This window comes from Mycoplasma sp. 480, from assembly GCF_051353065.1.
Lineage (GTDB): Bacteria > Bacillota_I > Bacilli_A > Mycoplasmatales > Metamycoplasmataceae > Mesomycoplasma_A.
Genome location: NZ_CP195722.1, coordinates 409,605 through 431,208, shown reverse-complemented (window position 1 = coordinate 431,208; position 21,604 = coordinate 409,605). Strand labels below are relative to the sequence as shown.

Genomic DNA, 21,604 nt, shown 5'->3' with positions numbered 1-21,604 from the left:
ATCAATCCTTGCAAAGGACTGATAATTTATTTTGAAAATATATCTTTGAATTTGTCTGGATATAAATAAGACATTTTTTTAATAATTTCATCAAAAGCAATTGGATTATAAGATAATTCTCTATTTTTTAAAAATGAATATTTTTGTGTATCAAAAATTAAAAAGTTGCTTGCACTTCAATTACCACCTTGTGCATCTAAACCAACTACTTTTGCATCACTATCATAGACTCCACTACCTGAAGAACCACTATATCAGTCATAATCTTGAACTTCACCTCATATAGCTGGTCTTATTGCATTAACACCACCTTGTGATGAATTTGAAAATTTTATAGGATTATTTCCTATTAAATATTCTCTATATCTTAATCCTGGATAACTATCACTATTTCCTAAAGTTTGAACTTTTGGTAATGTAGCCATATAAAAATTCAAATTGTTAAAGGAACTTAAATATAAAGATAAATCTGAAATTTCTAAAGGTTTTAGTTTTTTAAAATTTAAGAAGTGACGTATAGCATTTTTTTCTTTTTCATTTAGTGAACGATTTTTATATTGATAATGATCTAAATCTTGATTTTCAAAAGTAGTAAATATTGGTTTAAAATCAACAATTGCTATAATAGCATCTAAATTATCATAAGTATTTCTATGGACTACTTCTCCATTATTGTTTTTAAAATCACCGTAATAATTTGCTACAGAATTACTAAAATCTAAAAATAAATCAAAAGTTATTCCTTGTTGATCTTGAGGGATTTCAAAATCGAATATATTTCCATCTGGTTGTAATTCAGGATGCTCTTTATTTATGTAAATAGGGAAATATTTATTTGTTTCTGGATTAGTAGATGGTCTTGCAATATTTGTAGAAGCTATTAATTGCGGGTGTTGAACAGTTATTCTTTCATATCCTTGTAAATTTTTATCGAGTGTTCCTATTCCGGATTTTCTGTTTGTATTTCAAACGTGGAAATTAACAAAAGCATAAAATCTATAATCGTTAGAATTGTCATTTACTTTTGCAAAAATATTTCACGTTCCATCAGCATCGGAATTTAAACTAAACACACGATTTCTTCCTTCTTCAATAGGTTTTACTGTATTTTCGCTGTATAAACGGCGAGAACGGTCGTTAGCATTAGGTGCATCTATTAATATATTTTTTCTAGACTCAGCATTAATTACCTTGTCTTCAGTTTTTAAATCATAAGTATTTTTATATCCTGTTGATGTGCTTAAAATAGAATTATTATCTATTTTTTGTTGTTGATGAAAAGATATTTTCTCATCTTTTTCACTTTCATTTTGTATTCAATTAACAAAAAACTCACTTCGATTTATAAAGGCAGAGCGATTATTTGAGTGATTATGAACTGATAAAATATTATTAAATTTAATTTGATTATTTTTAGTGTCTAAACTTAATTTTAATTTATTATTTTCTAAAGATAGACTAAACTTAATATTACTTTTAATTTTAGAAAAGATCTCTTGTTGAAATTCAGGATTTTCAGATACATAATCAAAAAGAAAATCAACATTTTCTAAAGTTTTATTTTCTTTAATATTTTTTAAAGATACAGGCACTCTAACTCTTGAATGAATATCATTAAACTCATTTGAATCTTTAAATTCTCTTGGATTTAAATCTAGTTCAAAAACAAATCAAAAAAGGACATTTTCTGCAGGAAAATCATTTGGAATAATAATTGAATTTAAATCTTCAATAATATAGGCATTATTTTTATTTTCATTAATTTTAAAAATAGAATCTTTTAAATATTCCCTTGTTTTAAATCAATGTATTTTTTGATTTATATTATTTTTTTGTAACTTAAAATCTGTATTTTTATTTTTTATTTTTCTATTTGGATATCTTTTTTCTAAATTATAAAAATCAAAATTATAATCTAATAAAGTATTAAAGTTTTCTACTGAAAAATTAATATTGGTTTTCTTATCAGTATTTTTTTGACTTTCTAAAAGCAAATCATGCTTTGCAATTTTTAAACCGTTGTTTATTTGTGAATTATTCTCTACTAGGTTTTCATTGTTGATAAATAATTGATTTTTTAATTTTTCTGAATTATTTCAATTAAAATTATAAGAAAAACTAATGTTTTTATTAGATACATCTTTTCTTGGTAGAAAATTTATAAAACTATGATTATTGACAATATCAATATATTTAAGTTTATATTTTATTTTTTCTTGAAAACCTGCGATTGAAAACTTACTTAATTCACTAAAAGGAATGTAGATTTTTTTAATAGAAGGAACAGAATTAGAAGCATCAAAATTTTCATCTTCATTTATTACAATTTCTGGATCAAAAGGAAAAGTTGGTTTCTTTTTCTTTTCTTTATAAACTTTTTTCTCAACTTCAAAATAAAAAACAAATATTTTGTCGCTTAAAACTGCTAATTGATTTTGACTTCAATTAAAAGAAGATGTTGCATATATTTCTTTAGAATTTTCATTTTTATAAATATCAAAATTTTCTATAGTTAAATCATTAAATAAAGTATTTTCCTTTATAAATTTATATTTAGATTGTAAATTGAAAGAAGATTTTTTATTGTTATTTATGATTAATTCAGTTACTATGAACTCATTTTGATAGTTACTTAATAGATTAGGATTAAAGCTCAATTTATTTCCGTTTATGTTTAAATCAATATATTTACTTCATTGATTATATTGATCAAAACTTTTTACTAAAACTTTAGCACTAGAAATGTTTTCAGAAGTGTTATTGATAATATTTAAATTTATTAAATTAGAAGAAACTTCAATTGAAGAAATGTCTATATTGGAAACTTCATTAGTTGTAATTGAAGTTTCTTTCTGTATTGGTTTAGTTACTGTGTTATTTAAATAAGAAAAGTATGAAGTGTAATAACTATTTTTGTTTAATAAACTATCTTTACTTATTTCTGAAAAATTAGTTGAATTATGCACATTAATTTCTGTATTTTGAATTAAATTAGCATTTTGAAGTGTAAAAATATTACCATAATTTTCTATTGATTTATTAACATCTTCTACATCAATTCCTTGTTCTGGTTCCTTTGGATTATTATTTGAAGTTTCTGTATCATTATTTTTTAATTTGACAACAAATTCCTTTGAAAAATTTGAATTATTATTAAATTTAATTCATTGATTATTAACTTCAACTTCAAAAAAATTAAATTCATAGGTTCCAGCTTCTATATTATTAATTATAAAATAATAATGATTATTTGATGAATTTAAACTAATTTCAGAAGAATAAATTTTATTATTATTTTCTTTATTTATAAAGGAAATTCTTGAATTTTTGTTTACAAAAGAATCTTTAACTTGATTTAATGTTATCTCAAAATTATTTGAAGTATTTTCTGTATTATTTTCTAAAATAATTTCTTTTTTAGCTATAGTTAACTCATTTACTTGATCAATTAAAAAGAATGTTTTAAAAGAAAAATTATTGCTGTTATCATTATTGGTAAATATAACATTGTCTTTATCATCTGTATTAAAAGTAATCTTTTTTATTCAATAATTTGTATTTTCTAATAAGTTATTTGCATTTACTTTTATTTTAATTTTGTTATTTTCTAAAAATTCATAACTTGCTTTATATGTTTGATTATTATTTAAAGTTACTTTAAAATTTTCATCTGTTTTAATACTATTTAAATTTTTACTATCGAAAATTAAACTGAATTCAGCAAAATTATAGTCCCTTCTTACAATTGAAAAAATTGAATTTTTAAAATCAAATTCAGGTTTTTCTTTAATTTTAATTTCATCTGATGGTTTTGTTTGGTGTAAGGTTTTAAAAGAAATTGTTTTATTCTTTAAAATATTTAAGTCATTTAAAAAAATTTCTGAAATTTGATATTCAGTATTGCTTTCTAATTTATTGAAAATAAAAGAAAATTGAAGTTTACTAGAATTTATTGGAAATTGTTTTAAATATCCGTTTTTAAATTTAAAACTTAAATTGTAGTTTTTATTTTGATCTAAATTTTCTATTTTTAAAGTCAAATTAATGCTATTTTCCTTTATATTTGAAATTTTATAATCTTTTAGTTCTTCTTTATTAATAGGTTTGTTTATTGTATCTGTATTACTTTCATTAGTTTGATTACATGAAACTATTAATATAGAAGTACTTGATAAAATGATTGGACTTATTGCTCAAATTTTCTTTTTCATAATTCTCCTCAAATATTTATATATTTTAATTATACATTTTCTTAATTAAAATGATTTAAAAATTAAAATAGTTATAAAAATTTTTTTATAAAATACAATTTAGTATAATTAATAATAAATAAATTATTAATTAAAGAGGTAAAAATGCTCAATATTATCCTATACCAACCTGAAATAAGTCCAAACACAGGAAATATAATAAGAACTTGTTTTGCTCTTGGAGCAAAATTACATATAATCAGACCCATAGCTTTTATTTTAGAACCAAAATGATTAAAAAGACCAGCAGCAGGTAAAAGACTAAGTGATATTAGACATGAAATTCATAATAATTATGAAGAATTTAATCAAAAATATAAAAATCAAAAAATTTATTACATAACAAGATATGGACAAAAAACATATAGTGATGTCAATTTTAAAGAAATTGATCAAAATGGTCAAGATATTTTTTTAATGTTCGGAACTGAATCTACAGGAATTCCTAAAAAAATATTACAAAAAGATTTACAATCTTGTTTAAGAATACCCATGGTTGCTGAAAACAGATCAATAAATCTAGCTAATTCTGTAATTCTTGTTGCATATGAAGTGATGAGACAATTAGACTTTAAAAACCTTTCTTTATTTGAAGTTCAAAAGGGAAAAGATTTTATTTCTAATGATAATTAATTCGCTAAAAAATCAAAAAATTATTGATTTAAACAAATTAAAAATAAAGAAATATAGAGATAAAAGTAACTTATATTTAATAGAAAATCCTAAAATAATAGAAGAAGCACTAAAACAAAATCTCATTGAAGAAATAGTAACTTCACAACAAGAAGTATATGAAAAATTTTCTACAAAATTAAAAATAAAATCTTTTTTAGTTACAGAAGAAATAATAAAAAAACTTTCTTTTACCGATACACCACAAAACATTATTGCTGTTTGCAAAAAAAATACTAATAATTATGATTTTTCTTCTAAAATTGTTATTTTAGATAATATACAAGATCCAGGTAATTTAGGGACCATTTTAAGAAATTGTCAAGCTTTTGGTTTTAAAGATATTATAGTAAAAGGTGTAGATATTTATAATGAAAAGGTTGTAAGATCATCCCAAGGAGCATTTTTCTATTTAAACATTATTCAAACAAATGATTTAGTTTTTTATTTAAATCAACTCAAAAATAAGTATTGAATTTATGGAACGGTGTTAAAAAAAGAAAGTGTAGAATTATCTAATATAAAGAAAAATAAAGAAAAAATAGCAATAATTTTTGGAAACGAAGGAAATGGAATAAGTTCTGAAATTCAAAATTTTATAAATGAAAATATTTATATAAAAATTGATTTTGAATCATTAAATGTAGCAATAGCAAATGGTATAATTTTAAATCACTTTAAGGAAAACAATGATTAAAAGAATTAAAGAAAAAATTTTAAATCAACAATTTGACATAGTTTTAAATGGATACAATCCAGAACAAGTTGATTGATTTTTAGATCAAATTAACGAAGAATTTGATAGTTTCATCGAAAATCAAAACAATCTTGAAACAGAAATTAATAATTTAAAAAATGAAAAAAACGAACTTCAAGAACAAATTGAAATACTTCAATTAGAAATTAATAATTTAAAAAATATTTCTGGAATTAGCGATAAAAAACCAAAAGAATAAAAGGAACTGCAATAGTTCCTTTTATTTTATTTATATAAGTTTGTCAAAAATATATTCACCAGTTTCAACTAATTCTAAATCAAAATTTCTAGCTATAATATTTCCAGAAGTTCCCAAACCACTTAAAATTCCAAGATTTCTTTCTGAACCTTTAAATGATTTAGAAAAGATTGTTAGTGGTAATGCTTCTCTTGTGTGATTACTTCCTGGGAATGAAGGGTCATTACCGTGATCTGATGTAATTATTAATAAATCATCTTCATTCATTGCATTAATTAATTTTGTTAATTTTATATCAAATGAATTAATATTATGAGCATATCCTTCAAGATTTCTTCTGTGTCCATAGTGTGAATCAAATTCAACTAAATTAACAAAGATAAACTCATTTTCAGTATTTTTAGAAGCAATTTCAATTGCTACATCCATATTTTCGTTATCACTTGCTGGTGGAAATACTTCATCAATTCCTTGACCAACAAAAATATCATTAATTTTACCAACAGCAATTGTTTTTATACCTTTAGCTTGCAATTGATTTAAAATTGTTTGTTTTGGTGGCTTATCCCAAGTTTCCCAGTTAATAGCAAAAAGACAAAATCAACCATTTTTTTGGTTGATTTTATTGTTTTTGTTTTTTCTTTATACCATTTTTGATAAAACTCTTTTTATATCGTATCAATACTTGATATTATCGTTGTTTTCATCGGTTTTATAATTTAAAGTTTCTACTTTAATTATTTCACCTTTAAATTCAGTTACAACACTTGTTTGAGAGTTGAATGCTTCAATGAATTTATCATTTGTTATTTTATCTACAAGTCCATTTTCTTTATAAAATTTATTTATTAAGAAAATGGAATATTTCAATACAACTAATGCTAAAAAATTAAGTATAAAATGTCCTAAAATATGAGAATCTTTTCATACATAAATTGGTCTAACTTTTAGTGTGTTTTTTAGTGTTCTAAAAAATTCTCTTCAATTTGTCATTGTTTGTGATATATTTCAATAATTTGCTTCTGGACTTAAATCTAGTCTAGAAGTTTCATAAACATAGAGTCCATCGAATTTTTCATCTTCTATGATTTTTTCATAATCGAGTTCGAATTCCATTTTCCCAACTCTTTTAAAGAATTTATACTTTTTAATTCCTATAATTTCTTCTGCACTAACTCTTCCAATTTTGTTTTGTCTTTTTTGGAAATTTTTAATTAATATTTGTCTATCTTCATAATCTTTTTTTGCTTTTGATTTACTAAAAGCAACAATTCTTCTTCTAATTTTCTCATTTACTCTTTTTCCGTTTCAATGGGAATTATAGTGATATTCTTTGTATTTTAAACTTTTGTTTATATCGATATAATCTTCTTGTGCAAGTGCAAATTCTTTAAATTCTTTGCTTGATGATTTTAACCTATAAGAAATTATAAAATCAATGTTTTTTTGTTCTAAATAACGGAGATTTTTGTTTATTGACATTCCTTTATCTGCGATAATAGTGACTTTTTTGAGATTATAATTTTGCTTCATTTCTTCAATAAAAGGAATCATTGTGCTTGAATCTGCTGTGTTTCCTTTAAAAACTTTTATAAAAATCGGAATACCGTTACTATCTGTTGCCATTCCTATAACAACTTGATTTTCTTTGAATTTTCCATCTTTAGAATAACCCGGAATTCTTAGTCCATTTCTTTGAAAAGATTCAAAATAAACGGTTGAAGAATCATAAAAAACTAATTCGATATCTCTTCCTGTTTCATTTGTGATAATGTTGTTTAAATTGGAAAAAATTTCTTTTTCATTATCAACTAAAACATCAAGAAATCTATAAAAAGAATTTTTAGAAGTTGTTATTTTATTATCGAATTTTTCTTTGTTTTTGAATCTTTGGAAAATGCTTTGTTCATAAAGAATTTTTGAAGCTATTTGATATTCTAAAATTCCTTCTAAATCTTTATGTTTACTTTCTTTTAATGAACCAAAAATATTTAATTTTTTGACAACATTGTAAATTAGATTTATCTCAGTCATTTTAAGAAATTTTTCAATATTATCTTTTTTAATTTCACTTAATAAAATATTTTTTATTTCTTCTGCTGAGTTTTTAGGATCAATTTCTCTCAATTTCTTTCTCATTATCTCTAAATATTTTGGATTTATTTTTTCTAATTTTTCAATATTTCCTAAACTTGCAATTTTTTTATAACCTTTTTTATTTTCTCAATATTTTACAACGGTTGCATATTTAGCATTCCCATTACTACATTCAAGTATAAAATGATTTTTCATATTGTAATTATACCATAATAGAAAGATTTTCAAAGAAAAAAATATTTTTTTTAATACATAGTATTAAATATATGAAAAAAAAGAAAAAAATCCCGTCAAACTGGGAAGATGGGGAATAAAAGGAACTGCAATAGTTCCTTTTATTTTATTTATATAAGTTTGTCAAAAATATCTTCACCAGTTTCAACTAATTCTAAATCAAAATTTCTAGCTATAATATTTCCAGAAGTTCCCAAACCACTTAAAATTCCAAGATTTCTTTCTGAACCTTTAAATGATTTAGAAAAGATTGTTAGTGGTAATGCTTCTCTTGTGTGATTACTTCCTGGGAATGAAGGGTCATTACCGTGATCTGATGTAATTATTAATAAATCATCTTCATTCATTGCATTAATTAATTTTGTTAATTTTATATCAAATGAATTAATATTATGAGCATATCCTTCAAGATTTCTTCTGTGTCCATAGTGTGAATCAAATTCAACTAAATTAACAAAGATAAACTCATTTTCAGTATTTTTAGAAGCAATTTCAATTGCTACATCCATATTTTCGTTATCACTTGCTGGTGGAAATACTTCATCAATTCCTTGACCAACAAAAATATCATTAATTTTACCAACAGCAATTGTTTTTATACCTTTAGCTTGCAATTGATTTAAAATTGTTTGTTTTGGTGGCTTATTAGCATAATCATGACGATTAAAAGTTCTTGTAAATTCTCCATTTTCTCCAACATATGGTCTTGCTATTACTCTAGCAACATTTCATTCAGGATTAGAAGAACAGATTTCTCTTGCTGCTTTTGCATATCTATATAAATTTTCAAGTCCTGTATATTTTTCATGACCACAAATTTGTAATGTTGAATCAGGAGAAGTATAAACAATGATGTGGCCTTTTTCAATTTCTTCATTTCCTAATTCAGCTAAAATTACTGTTCCACTAGCTTCCCTGTTTCCGATGATTTTTCTACCATCAAAAGCTTTTTCTAATTTGCTAATTAGTTCTTGTGGAAATCCTTTTTCCACAAATTGTGGATTAGGAACTTTAGTTTCAATTCCCATCATTTCTCAATGACCAGCCAAAGTGTCTTTAGCATTAGATTTTTCTACTATTCTTGCCATATATGCTAAATGATTTTTATTTTTTTTGCCATAATTATGAAGTTTAGTAATTTCTCCAATACCTAATTTTTTTCAAGTAGGAATTTCTAATAAATTACTTTCACTTACATGGAATAGAGTATCAGCACCTTGATCACCAAACTCTTTTTGTCTTCCATCATCACCAATTCCCAATGAATCAGTGACGATCATAAAAATTCTTTTAAATTTTTTTTGCATTTTTTTCCTTTTATAAAAATTTTAAATTAACTTTACCTTTAAATTATATTACTATTTTGTTTTTTAAAATGAAAAAACACCATAATTTAAATGGTGTTTAATAAGATAATTTCTCAATTTTTACGTTATTTAAAAATTTTTCTGTTAATTTTTTATTTCCTAATCATTGAGAAGCAACAGTCCCCATTGCTGCTGCATTAGCTATACGAAAAGAATTTTCAGCATTCTCTAAGTTTAAAAAATAGTTTGAAACAAACATAGAAATAACTGTGTCTCCCGCTCCTGTGGCGGAAACAACATTTATTTTCTCAATTACTGATGCTTTATAAATTTCTTTTTCTTTAGTTAATAAATATGAACCATTTTTATCCAATGAAACCATAACATTTTGACATCCATTGTTTTGAATTTTTTTCATTATTTCTATTAATTCTTTTTCTGAAGAAATTTTTGTATTGAAATTTCTTTCTAACTCGTCCTTATTAGGTTTAATTAAAAAAGGATTGTATTTAATATATGTTTGCATTTTTTCTGTATCAATGTCTAAAACAAAATTAATTCCTTTTTGATAAATAATTTCAATAATTTCTTCTGTTATAAATTCATTGCTATGTCCCATGATTAAAAGAAGATCATTTTTGGTTATTTTATTTAATTCTTTTTTGAGTTTTCCAACTAAATCATAAGACAAATTAGTTTTAGGTCCATTTAGTTCAAAATCTGTATTTTTTCCGTAAAATTTTATATTTAGTCTTGTTTTTTTAGGGTGATCTATATTTATTAATTTAATATTTTCAGTATTAAAAATTTCTTTAAATTCTTTATAAGTATCTGCATCAAAAAAACTTATTGCTGTATTATCGATATCGTGTCTTTTCAAAATAATTGAAGCATTTATTCCTTTTCCGCCTGGGAAAATGTGTGAATCAATATATCTATTTACTTCTTTTAAATTAAAAGTTGCGTTTTCAATAACCAAATCTTTTGATGGAGAAAGTGTTAAAGTATAAATATTTTTACTCATATTATTTAGCTTGTTTTTTATTTGCAAATTTGTGCATTAAAATTATTGTTAATGCTGATGCAAAAGATCCAAGTAAAATAGCTAAAATTCAAAATACAATACCTAAACCAATTTGCAATCCAAAACTATTAAATAGATGTGTTCTTGCTAAAAAGACAACAAACATTCCACCATGCGGTGCAACAATATTAACACCAAGAAGTGCAGAAACTATACCAGCAACTGCTCCACCCACAATGTTAGCAGGTACTAATATTTTTGGTCTTTGTGAAGTATAAGGAATTGCTCCTTCTGAAATGAATGATAAACCAAAAATTATGTTAGAAATTCTTCCAGCTTCAATTTCTTCTTTAGTTCATAATTTTTTACTAATAAACATTGATAATGAAATTCCTAAAGGAGGAACCATACCAGCCGCCATTACTGCAGCCATAGAAACTGAAGATTGACCATTTACAATTGTTAATGTACCAAAAATGTATGCAGCTTTATTAATTGGTCCACCTAAGTCAATTGCCATCATTGAACCAAGAATTAGTCCTAGTAATCATGCTAAATAAGGTTTATTTTGCATTAATTGTAAAAATAATACTAAACCTAAATTTACATAAATTAATACTATGTTAACAACTCAAAATGCTAAAGCTATAACAATTGTTCCAAATAAAGGAATAAATAAAATATTTTTAATTCCTTGTAAATGTTTTGGAAGTTTTCCAAAAACATATTTAGAAAATACAATTATCATTGCACCTACAAAAAATGCTCCAAGTATTCCACCAACAAAACCTGACCCAGTTCCTAAAAATTTATCAGCATTATTTACTCCTGAGTTAGTAATTGATGGTAACAAGAATGAATATGTATCTGATAATCCTCCACTTGCTATTGTCCCGATCACAAAACCAGGTAATAACCCTTGTCTTCCTACTAAAGCAAAAGAAATATAAGCTGTAAGCACAGGAACCGCTAATCCAAGTGATACTTTACCTATTTTGAAAAATAGATTAGCAACACCGTTATTAAATCCAAATGATGCTAAAAATCCGTTAGATTGAATATCAACACCTAATGCTTTACCTACTATTAAATCAATAATGAATCCAATAGCTAAAATAATTCCACCAAAAACTATAAAAGGTAACATATATGAAATACCAGTTAATAGGGAACGATGCATTTTTTTAGCAAAACCACTAAAACTTAATTCCCCTTCTACGTTTTCAGTTTTATTTCCAGAAGAAACAGATTTAATTTTGGTTCCTTTATTATCTAAAATTTTTTGAATTTGTTCTTCTGGTTTATGTATTGCCTTTTGAGTTGAAATTTCAATAACATTAGAACAGTTGGCAAATTTTTCTTTTTCTATTTCTCTATCAACAGCTAAAATTACACCTTTTGCTTTTTCGATTTCAGCACTTGATAAAGGATTTTTTATTCCATCTGCACCTTGTGTTTCTACCTTTATTGAAAGATTCATTTTTTTAGCCTGTTCAATTAATTTTTGCTCGGCTAAATAAGTATGAGCAATTCCTGTTGGACAAGCGGTTACAGCAACTATATCATATGTTTGATTTAAATTGTTATTATTTGTATTTTTATCATTTTCTTGCTCATATTTTTCAATTAATAACATAAAATCATCTACTGTTTGAATTCTTTCTAAAGATTCAATAAAATCAGGTTTGGTTAAAAATTTTGCTAATTTTGACATTATATCTAAATGAGAATTTTCTCTTTGTTGATTAGAAAAAGCCATAGCAAAAATGTATTTAACAGGTTTTCCATCTATGGAATTTCAATCTAAATTATTAACTCTTGCAAATAATAAAGTTGATTCCTTAATACAATCATCACTCATATGTGGAACTGCAATATAGTCACCTATACCAGTTGAATCTTGTTCTTCTCTTTTTAAAAATAAATTAAAAACAGTTTCTTGATTATCACTGTATTTTTTAGAATAAAGTTCTTTAGAAAAGAAATTTAAAACTTCTTTTTTAGAACTAAATTCTTTATTTAAATAAATAGTATCTTTATTTTTAAATAAATCTTTTATTTTCATAATTTTCCTTTCTTTGTATAATTTGAATTTAATTATACCAAATAAAGAAACATATTATGATATAAAAAAATAATGGTTATATCAAATTATTTTCTATATTTAAAGAATTTTTTATAAAATTTAATACCTATTAACGTGGATGAAGTGGTTAAAAAAGCAAAAATAGGTATTAATCAAAGAAAGTTAAATTTTTTTGATTTATTATTTTTCTGTTCTTTGTTAAAAGTTTCTTTTATGTTTTTAAACTTTTCTTTTGACAAAAAATTTATGACATAAAATCTTGTTTTACCAACCAATTTGTTTTCTTTATTATTTAAATTGGGAATTATTTCAAAATTCAAAATATTACTACCGCTTTTTGATACCAATTTCTCTATTTTTTCTTTATTTTCTATATCTAAAATAAAATAATCACTTTCATAATTAAACAAAAATTCATTAAAATAATCTTTAATATAATTAATTATTTTATTTTTTAACTCAAAATAATTTCCTAATTCAGTCTTTAATTCAGGAATTTTATAATTACTCAAATCAATTAATTTTTGATTTTCTATATTTTCTATTTTTACTTTGAGTGTCGAAAAATTAACTATATTGTCATATTTTCCTTTTATTTTGAAAAAAATGAATTTGTTTCTATGAGCAATTAAAGATAAAATTTTTTCATCAAAATATTCAATTTCTAATTCATTAGGAAAAGAAATATTATTATTAATAAAATAAGTATTTATGTAAGAAATTATTTTATTTTTAATCTCTATTTCATCAATAGATTTTAGTATCAAATCTTCCATTTTTATAGTGCTTAAATCCAAAATTTCCTTTATTTTTCTTGTTTTATTTTCAAAATTGAATATAGTTATTATTTTATTTTCATCACTATGATTAGATTTTATTTTTAAATATATAAAATCTTCTTTATTTCTATTTGCTAAATTAATTATTTCTTCTACTTTTTCAGTTTCGTTTTCAATGAAATAATCTTCATTATAATTAAAATTATTTGAGATATTTTCTGCTAAAAAATTTTTAATTTTTTCTAAAATTTTTTCACTATTTGTTTCATTTCCTAAATTAATACTATTGGATGAAAAATTATTAAACATCTTTTTAACTAATTTAAAATTAGTGTTACTTTTTATTTTATAAACGATACTGGAGTTTTCTTTTTTTATAAAATATTGCTCTTGAAAATGGTGAATAACTTCAAAATTAAAAATTAATTTGTCATCCAGTTTTTCAATAAAATAACTCACTTTGTCTTTATTTTCAAAATTGAACCATTCAGAATTAGCATTTAACTCCTGTTCTAAAGAAAAATTTTTAGATATATATTCTTTATCTATAGAAGGTATAATTTCAGTTTTATCAGCACTATTTAAATGCTCAATTTCTTGTAAATAATCAGTTCTTCAAGAAACAGGAATGTAAAAATATTTATTATTTATAACAAAATCAGAATTGGAAACTTCTTCTTTTATATCAAAACTTATTTTAATAATATTTTTATTAGTTTTTAATTGTTCAATTTTTCATATGGTTTTATCTTTGTTTTCAAAATCCAAAATGTTTTCATTAAAAAAATTTTTGTTGCTTTCAAAGTCTTTTTCATTTATTGACTTAGCTTGAAGTTTAATTCCTTCCTCGTTAATTAAAGGATTTATTTCAATGGTATTTTCTAAAATTGTATTTTGAAAATAACCATTTATGGAACTGCTCACATATTCTTGTCAGTACTTTATTATTTTTTCATAATTTATATTTTTTATAGTTTCTTCATTAAATTTATATTTATTTTTTAAATAAATAGATAAATGTTTTCCATATAATGTATCAAAAAAGTTTGAAATCTTGGAATTTACAAAAATTGAAGTGAAATTGTTATTACTTTTTTTATTGCCAATTAGTGCTATTTTATAATTTGTTAATCCTTTTGGCAATTTTGATGTAAACAATCAAATTCCAGAACTTGAAAAATAATTATTTTCATTTTCGCTTATTTTTATCGGTGTTCCATTATGGTTATTTTCATTATCATCAATCAAATTAAATTCATTATTTTGATTGTCAATTTTAAATCTTTTATTTGATGATGTTGAATCATTTACCTTTAAATTTACCCCTTTTTCTATTACAACAGCTTCAGCAATAAAACCTATTTTTTCAAAATTTTTATTTCTTATTTTTCCTAAACTGTCAATAGGATCTTGAAGAAAAATTGTTTCATAAGGCAATAAATTTGAATTATTGGAATAATCAACTCAAACTAACTGTTTTTTAGTTCCGGTTTCTTTATCTATTAATGGGTCATAAAATGGGTTTTTCTTTTTTGAACCATCGTTATTTAAAATAAAATTATTGTTTGAATCCTTTAAAAAAGGTTCTATTAAATCTCTTTGATTTTTATTATTTGCTGGATCTCAAGCAAATCACCTTAATTTTAAATCTAAATTGTTATTTTCTATTTCAATAATAGCGGTTCATCTGAAGATTTCATTTTTATTTTCTTTATTTATATCACTTTTATCATATTTCACCAAATCTATTTTATAGACCGCATTTGTAGATTCTTTGTAGTTAAAATTTAAGTCATAGAAGAAATCTCTGTTTATTACATCTATCTTTCTATCGTTAATGTAAAGAATTTCATTTTCTTGTGGTAAGGTTTTAAAATTTATTTTAACTGGAGTATTATAAACTCAATGACCACCATAAGTTTCAGTTATATTTTTATCATTTGCTTTTCTAGTTCTTGAATCATTTATCAACTCTAATGAATTATAATTAGTTATATCTAAATATTTACCAGGAACTATAACTAGTCTATCTTTCATAAGTTGACTTCTAAAAATTTCAGTTTCTTTATATTTTATTGTTGTATTTTCAGTTAAATTCAATATATTTTCTGAATTTGTGATTTTATTTCTATATCTTAAAGAAAAATTGATAGTTTCTATATTTGATTTTCTAACTGTTCTATATTGAAGATTGATATCGTTTGCAAACTTTACATCATTATAACTACTTTTAAATTTTCTAATTTTTTCTTCTAAATACTCAATATTTGTTTTTAATGAACTACTTCTTTTTTCTGTATAAAGACCATTAGATGCACCTGTATCTGTATTAATTTCTAAGTAATTATTAGTTAAAAAATTAGAAAAAAATCTATTTTTTATAATATTTAAACTTTTTAAAGTTTCATAATGGTCTACATTCAATAAATCATAATTAATGTGAAAATTAAAAGATAATTTAACTTTAAAATTTGTTAATCTAACATGAATATTATCTATATTATTGCCATTAAATTGTCCATTGGTTAAATAAAATTGTAATTCTACTTTTAAATTATCCATAAAAAAACTTTTTATTTCTTTATTATTTGTTGAAAAACGTTCTTTATATTCGTCAACTTTTTCATTTAACTTGCCAAAAACATACTTACTGATATTCAAACCATTAGAACCACTTGTAGAAAATTGTAAATCAGGAAAATTTTCATTTTGCTTATCTAATCCAAAGTAAAAATATAACTGTTTATGTTGATTATTTAAAATATTATATCTAATATAAGAATTGTGAATTGCAAAAGAACCATCATCATGATTTAAACCATTTGGAGCTAATTTAGATCCTATAAATTCCGTTCTTTGAAAATTAAAATTTTGATATGTTCACCCTTCTAAACCAGAAGCTATATTTATATTAGCTCCATATCATTTGGGATTTAAGTAATTTACTCAACTTCATAATCCAAAACCACCTTTTTTATTTGTGTATTCATGTTGAGCATATTTTCTATTTCAATTATAACTATCATAAAAAACAGTAAATGGTTTTTTATTTGAATTTATTTCATTGAAAGATCTTATTCATTCACTATAAGTTAATAAATCTCTTAAATTAGGTGAAAACTCAAATTCAGTTACAAATCTTTCATTAAAATTATGATTAGTTTTTGAATTATCCCTAATGTTTTGTTCATTCAATTCCATTGATGACATCATAAAAGGTATAAACGGAACAGTTGTTAATAAAAAATTATTAATTTTCATTATTCTCCATATTAATTAGCATATTTTTCTCTATTTCGTTATAATAAACTCTAAAATATACTTTCTTTTTCAAAGAAGATACAAGTAAAGATTCTCCTTTTCTTGCATTTAATAAGAAGTTAGTATCAAATTCATTTATTAAATTAAAATTTTCATTTTTTGAAAAAGGATTAAATAAAGAATTAATTATTTTTATATCGTCACCAGGTAAATTGAATAAGAATTTATATTGAATATTTTTTAAGATTCCATTAGTTTTATTTCTCATATTTTCATTTAATGAAAAGTCAGATGGATTTTGTGTAGATAAAATAAGTGAACCTTTAAATTTTCTTATGGTTTTAGCAGTATCAAAAATAAAGTCTAATGTTTGCAAGTTTTTGTGGTCTAAAAATTTATGAACTTCATCAAAAATAACTAAACTTTTTCTTTTATTTTTATAAAAATTATCGTTTATTTTTGTTTGAATTAAATTTAAAATCATAAAGAAAAAAGCATTGGAATTTTCTTTTGTAGAATTTTCTGTAAATGTCTTTACATCTATAATAATAAAATCTGAATTTAAATCCAAATTAGTTTTACCATTATAATTAGATGAATAAATTCCACTATTTTCAAAATTAATTTTTAATCATTCTAGCAATTTTATCCTTTCTTTTTCATATATTTCTTTATAATTTTTATCAAAATTTATTTCCTTAACTTTAATTATTAAATCACTAATTATAGGGAAATTCACTATATCATCTTTTAAATTTAAATTATTATAAATTTCTTTTAACGCTTTTATAAGTATGTATTCTTTTTCTTCTGTTAAATTTGGATATAATATTTTAATTCAATTTATAAAAAATACTATTTGATTTGTTATAGATCTTTCTATATTTTTATAATCTATAACAAACATTTGTAAAGGATTTATAGTTGTTTTTCCTGTACCTAAATCAAGTCAACTAATGGGAAACATATTTTTAAAATTTTGATATTCTCTTTGTGGATCAATTATTATAACTGAACTATTATTTTTGAGATAATTATCTAAAATAATCTTTTTTATTGTAGTAGTTTTACCACTACCAGAAGTACCGAAAAAAATACAATTTGAATTTGTATGATTAAAATTTCTTTTTCAAATATCTCAAATTATAGATTGCTTTTTATTTTTTCCAAGTAGAAACGAATTTTTATCAATATTTTTTTCAAATGTAAACGGTCAAGCATAAGCAATATTTCTTGAAACCATTTCTATATTTTCTTTTAATTGATCATTATTTAAAAAAGAAAAGGTTTTATATGCATCTATTTGTCTAAAATTTAATTTATTCATTATTGATTTCTCCTTTTTTATTGAATTATTTAAAACTAAATTTACATCATTTTTTAATTCACTTAAATTTTTATTAATATTTAAAAAAAGCATTGATGTCTTAAATAACTTATAATTTTCCACATTTAAAAGATAAGATAATTCATCAAGTGCTTCAATATTTTTTAACTCTTTTTTGCTTCTATATTGAGATTTTTTATTAAATGCCATACTGGTAAGCACTTTATTATTAGCAGCGTTTATTATTTTTTCATAATCTTCGGAAGCTATAGGTGATAAATGTCAAATAATTCAAGAATTATTAGAATTGAAAAATGTTTCAGCTCATCCTACATTTAAATTTAATGCTAAATCATTAATGGTGCTAATTTTACCTTGAAAAGAGTTAACAGAAAAATGATTTTTCTTAAAAACTAATTTTTTAGGTTTTAACAAATCAATTAATTTTTCTTTACTATTAATTTCATAAAAATCATTTAAAAGATTTTCAAAAGGATTAAAAAAAGAAAATAAAAATTTTATAACATTTTCTTTATTTAGTGTATTATTAGATATTTCTTGTTTATCAAAAAAGTCTTTAATATATTTTAATTCTTCATTTATACTTTCTTTTTTTGAAGAAAATATAATAAGAAAATATTCATCTTCAAATTCAAAATTCTGAAGGTTTTTTATATCTTCTTTACAATTATCAATATATGAATTTACTTCTTGATTTACAAATTTAAAATCTTTTTCTTCATCAATATTTATAGAAAAATTTATATTTTTTCTTGCTTTTAAAAAAGAAATTTTTTCTTCTCTTGTGTTAAAAAAACTAACAAACTGATCTAAAAAATATTTCTTTTCTTCAGTGTTTCTTGTTCAAATATTCAAACCATCAAATTTTATGACTGATATAAACTTATATTTATTTTCTATTAAATTTTTAAGTTTAATTTGACCATCATCATTTATATCATCTAAATTTACAAAAAAATTTGTGTTTGTTTTTTTAGAACTTTTACTAAAATTCTTATTTTCTGTCCAAAACATTATAATTCTTCATAGAATAACTCAAATTCTTGCATTATGTGATGGAATATAAATTAATAAAGAAGCAAAAAGCAATGATAAAACAAAAATAATAGAAATTGAAATTATTTTTTTATATTTTAAAATATCTGGAACAGAATATCAACCTATAAAAAAAGAAATTATAATTTCAGAAAAAAGAAATATTAAATCAGATAAATAAAAATTTCTTGCTATCAATATTTTATTTTTTTTGATACTTTTAGGTTGAAGCATTTTTTCCTTTCAAATTAGTGGTTATATCGTTATATGTTTTATTCAAATGTATATCATCTAATTGTAGAGATATTTTTTTTGAATTTAGTTCTTCAATGGAAATAAATTTAGTTAACTCTGTTTTATTATTTTTAAGATTTGCATTTTGACTTTTAATTATTTCTTTATTTTTTATAAAATTTTTGATTTCTTTTAAAACACTATTAGTTTCCTTTATATTTTCTTTTATTTTATATTCTTGATTTGTTAAAATTGAAATATATTTTAAAAACTTATTACAAGAAATAGCACCTCCTATTAACAAAATAGTTAAAATAAACATTTTGCTAAAATAATTTAAACTATTAACTTCAGTTATTCATGAATTTATAGAAATAGCATAAAAAGAAAAAATATTCAGAATCACTAAATAAACAAAAATAGAAATAAGTTTTGAAAAGAAACTTCTTTTTCAATATAAAAATTTCTTACCTTCATCCATTAAAATTGTTGAAAAGATAAACGGAGAAATTAAAAATAAAAAGAAATATTGAAATGTTTTATTAGCTAAATTTATACCACTTTTTATAAAAATAATTATTAACGAAATACCTACTATTGCAGGAAAAAATAGCAATTGTGAAGATGAAACAGAAAGATTTTTATAAGTTTCAAAATCAATAACTGAATAAGAATTATTATTTGTCAATTTTGTTCAAATGCTTTCCTGTATATCTTCTGGTTTTAGTGCTAAAAATATATTGTTAGCTATATTAGTTTTACTATTAAAACTTATAATCAAAATATTAAATATACTATTAAATATATTAATAACAATAAAACTTAAAAGTGGAATAAGAAAAACTAATAAAATTGAAGGTATTATATTCTTAAAAAGATTAAGAATTTTCACATTTTTATCGTTTTTCTTTGAGAATGACAATTTAATAATAACAGATATAAAAATTCCTATAAATACAATGCTGTTAATTATCAAAAAAGCACTAAAAACAATAGGTATTTTAATCTCACTATACTTTAATTGCTCTGCAGCTTTGCCAAAAAATAAAAGATTAATTAAAGGCGTGCTTAAAAAATTAAAAACTTGTGTAATTACAGATAAAAATTTAAAAGGTATTGTTATGAAAACAAACCAAAAAAATGAAAAAATAGAATAAAAAATTCTATCAACTATATCTAGCATTATGATATTCCAGAAGCTGCTTTTTTACTTATATCAACTGCAAAATTTACACCAATAGCGAAAATTATGATTATAACTACAAAAATAACTAAAATTATAAAAAAATGTACAATATTAGCTTTTCTTTTTTCACCAATAGAATAAACGATTTTTATACCAGTATAAATCGCTGCAATCATCAATAAAAAACCTACAAGTCCTGCAAATGCAGATAAAACAATATAACCAATTGAACTTGTTTTTTCAGCAATTTCGTTAATTATTACTTCACCACTATCGCTAGCAAATAACTTTAACATTCTTTCTCCTTAAATTCATAGACATCCTTTACAGAAGTTATTAAATTAGCCCCTTGTTTTATTAAACTAGAGTTTCCATCTTCTTCGCTAAAGTCACCAGGAAAACAGTAAACTTCTTTTCCGACATTAAGAAAATTGCTAACCAAATTCATTATTCCACTTTTAGTTTTTGAAGAATAAATTATAAGTGCATCACTCAATGCTGCAACCAGTCTATTTCTGTTTCTCAATTTATTTTTTGAAATATTGACATTATTTGGATATTCAGAAATAATTAAAGTCTTTTCATCCAAATCCACTTTGTTGGCAAAATAAGGATTATTTAACCCATTTGCTGAAATATAAATAGTTTCACCTTGTTTTAGTTTATAAAAATCATTGATTTTCATGTCTAAGTTTTTATAATAACAAGTTACTAATGTATGTCTTTTTATAACCTCTGGTAATGATTGATTAAGAAATTCATCTATTTTTTCATTATGAAAATCACCTGTTAAAGTCATTTTTCATTCTCTTTTTAAAAGTTCTATATTTCCTTCATAAAATATAACAAAAGGTGGATTTGTTAATATTTTAAAAGATTCAGGATATTCTTCATCCATTATAGTAATTGCTTTTATTTCTTTACTTTTGACCAAATCATCTATTTTTTCCAGTTCTTCTTCTGGTACTTTTTCTAATGTTTTTAAAGCATTATAAATTTCCATAAAATTTCCTGAGTATTTTATTGCAAAATAAATTAATATATTATTCATTTTTCCCTCCATTTAAATTTTCTTTTTTTTAATAAAAAATAATAAAAAAAACTAATTTAGGAAAAAAGAGCAATTTTTCATAAA

General features: G+C 22.4%; 14 protein-coding genes. 3 read left to right on the top strand and 11 right to left on the bottom strand.

Annotated features, from left to right (window positions below; genetic code table 4):
• Nucleotides 1-26 precede the first annotated feature (26 nt).
• The gene (locus tag ACR34G_RS01965) at nt 27-4,211 is read right to left on the bottom strand and encodes a hypothetical protein (protein WP_436359141.1); all 4,185 of its coding nucleotides are present in this window, start codon (nt 4,209-4,211) and stop codon (nt 27-29) included.
• Nucleotides 4,212-4,355: 144 nt separating this feature from the next.
• Between ACR34G_RS01965 and ACR34G_RS01960 the strand changes: the two genes are divergently transcribed.
• The 3 genes from ACR34G_RS01960 to ACR34G_RS01950 are packed head-to-tail and all read left to right on the top strand — an operon-like array spanning nt 4,356 to nt 5,878.
• Nucleotides 4,356-4,883 (top strand): tRNA (cytidine(34)-2'-O)-methyltransferase, encoded by a 528-nt coding sequence (locus ACR34G_RS01960; RefSeq protein ID WP_436359140.1) that lies wholly within the window; start codon nt 4,356-4,358, stop codon nt 4,881-4,883.
• Nucleotides 4,873-5,619, top strand: a complete 747-nt coding sequence (locus ACR34G_RS01955) for a TrmH family RNA methyltransferase (protein ID WP_436359139.1) — start codon at nt 4,873-4,875, stop codon at nt 5,617-5,619. Before ACR34G_RS01960 ends, ACR34G_RS01955 begins: the two co-directional genes overlap by 11 nt.
• A complete protein-coding gene (locus ACR34G_RS01950) occupies nt 5,612-5,878 on the top strand; it encodes a DivIVA domain-containing protein (RefSeq protein WP_436359137.1) in 267 nt (88 codons plus the stop codon). The genes ACR34G_RS01955 and ACR34G_RS01950 overlap by 8 nt, the downstream gene beginning before the upstream one ends.
• A gap of 30 nt (nt 5,879-5,908) precedes the next feature.
• Here the strand turns inward: ACR34G_RS01950 and ACR34G_RS01945 are convergent, their stop codons facing one another.
• From ACR34G_RS01945 to ACR34G_RS01900, 10 genes are all read right to left on the bottom strand, one after another.
• A complete protein-coding gene (locus ACR34G_RS01945) occupies nt 5,909-6,412 on the bottom strand; it encodes a hypothetical protein (RefSeq protein ID WP_436359136.1) in 504 nt (167 codons plus the stop codon).
• Nucleotides 6,413-6,520: 108 nt separating this feature from the next.
• A complete protein-coding gene (locus ACR34G_RS01940; protein ID WP_436359135.1) occupies nt 6,521-8,170 on the bottom strand; it encodes an IS1634 family transposase in 1,650 nt (549 codons plus the stop codon).
• A gap of 149 nt (nt 8,171-8,319) precedes the next feature.
• The gene (locus ACR34G_RS01935; RefSeq protein WP_436359133.1) at nt 8,320-9,516 is read right to left on the bottom strand and encodes a phosphopentomutase; all 1,197 of its coding nucleotides are present in this window, start codon (nt 9,514-9,516) and stop codon (nt 8,320-8,322) included.
• Nucleotides 9,517-9,613: 97 nt separating this feature from the next.
• Complete coding sequence (locus ACR34G_RS01930) at nt 9,614-10,540, bottom strand: PfkB family carbohydrate kinase (RefSeq protein ID WP_436359132.1); 927 nt, start codon at nt 10,538-10,540, stop codon at nt 9,614-9,616.
• A gap of 1 nt (nt 10,541) precedes the next feature.
• Nucleotides 10,542-12,605, bottom strand: a complete 2,064-nt coding sequence (locus ACR34G_RS01925) for a PTS fructose transporter subunit IIABC (protein ID WP_436359130.1) — start codon at nt 12,603-12,605, stop codon at nt 10,542-10,544.
• Between the two features lie 86 nt (nt 12,606-12,691).
• A complete protein-coding gene (locus ACR34G_RS01920; protein WP_436359128.1) occupies nt 12,692-16,666 on the bottom strand; it encodes an Mbov_0399 family ICE element protein in 3,975 nt (1,324 codons plus the stop codon).
• Complete coding sequence (locus ACR34G_RS01915; RefSeq protein WP_436359127.1) at nt 16,656-19,283, bottom strand: Mbov_0397 family ICE element conjugal transfer ATPase; 2,628 nt, start codon at nt 19,281-19,283, stop codon at nt 16,656-16,658. Before ACR34G_RS01915 ends, ACR34G_RS01920 begins: the two co-directional genes overlap by 11 nt.
• The gene (locus tag ACR34G_RS01910) at nt 19,270-20,466 is read right to left on the bottom strand and encodes an Mbov_0396 family ICE element transmembrane protein (RefSeq protein WP_436359126.1); all 1,197 of its coding nucleotides are present in this window, start codon (nt 20,464-20,466) and stop codon (nt 19,270-19,272) included. The genes ACR34G_RS01915 and ACR34G_RS01910 overlap by 14 nt, the downstream gene beginning before the upstream one ends.
• Nucleotides 20,466-20,765 (bottom strand): Mbov_0395 family pilin-like conjugal transfer protein, encoded by a 300-nt coding sequence (locus tag ACR34G_RS01905; RefSeq protein ID WP_436359125.1) that lies wholly within the window; start codon nt 20,763-20,765, stop codon nt 20,466-20,468. Before ACR34G_RS01905 ends, ACR34G_RS01910 begins: the two co-directional genes overlap by 1 nt.
• On the bottom strand, nt 20,759-21,520 hold the full coding sequence (locus tag ACR34G_RS01900) for a DNA-processing protein DprA (protein WP_436359124.1): 762 nt from the start codon (nt 21,518-21,520) through the stop codon (nt 20,759-20,761). Before ACR34G_RS01900 ends, ACR34G_RS01905 begins: the two co-directional genes overlap by 7 nt.
• Nucleotides 21,521-21,604 lie beyond the last annotated feature (84 nt).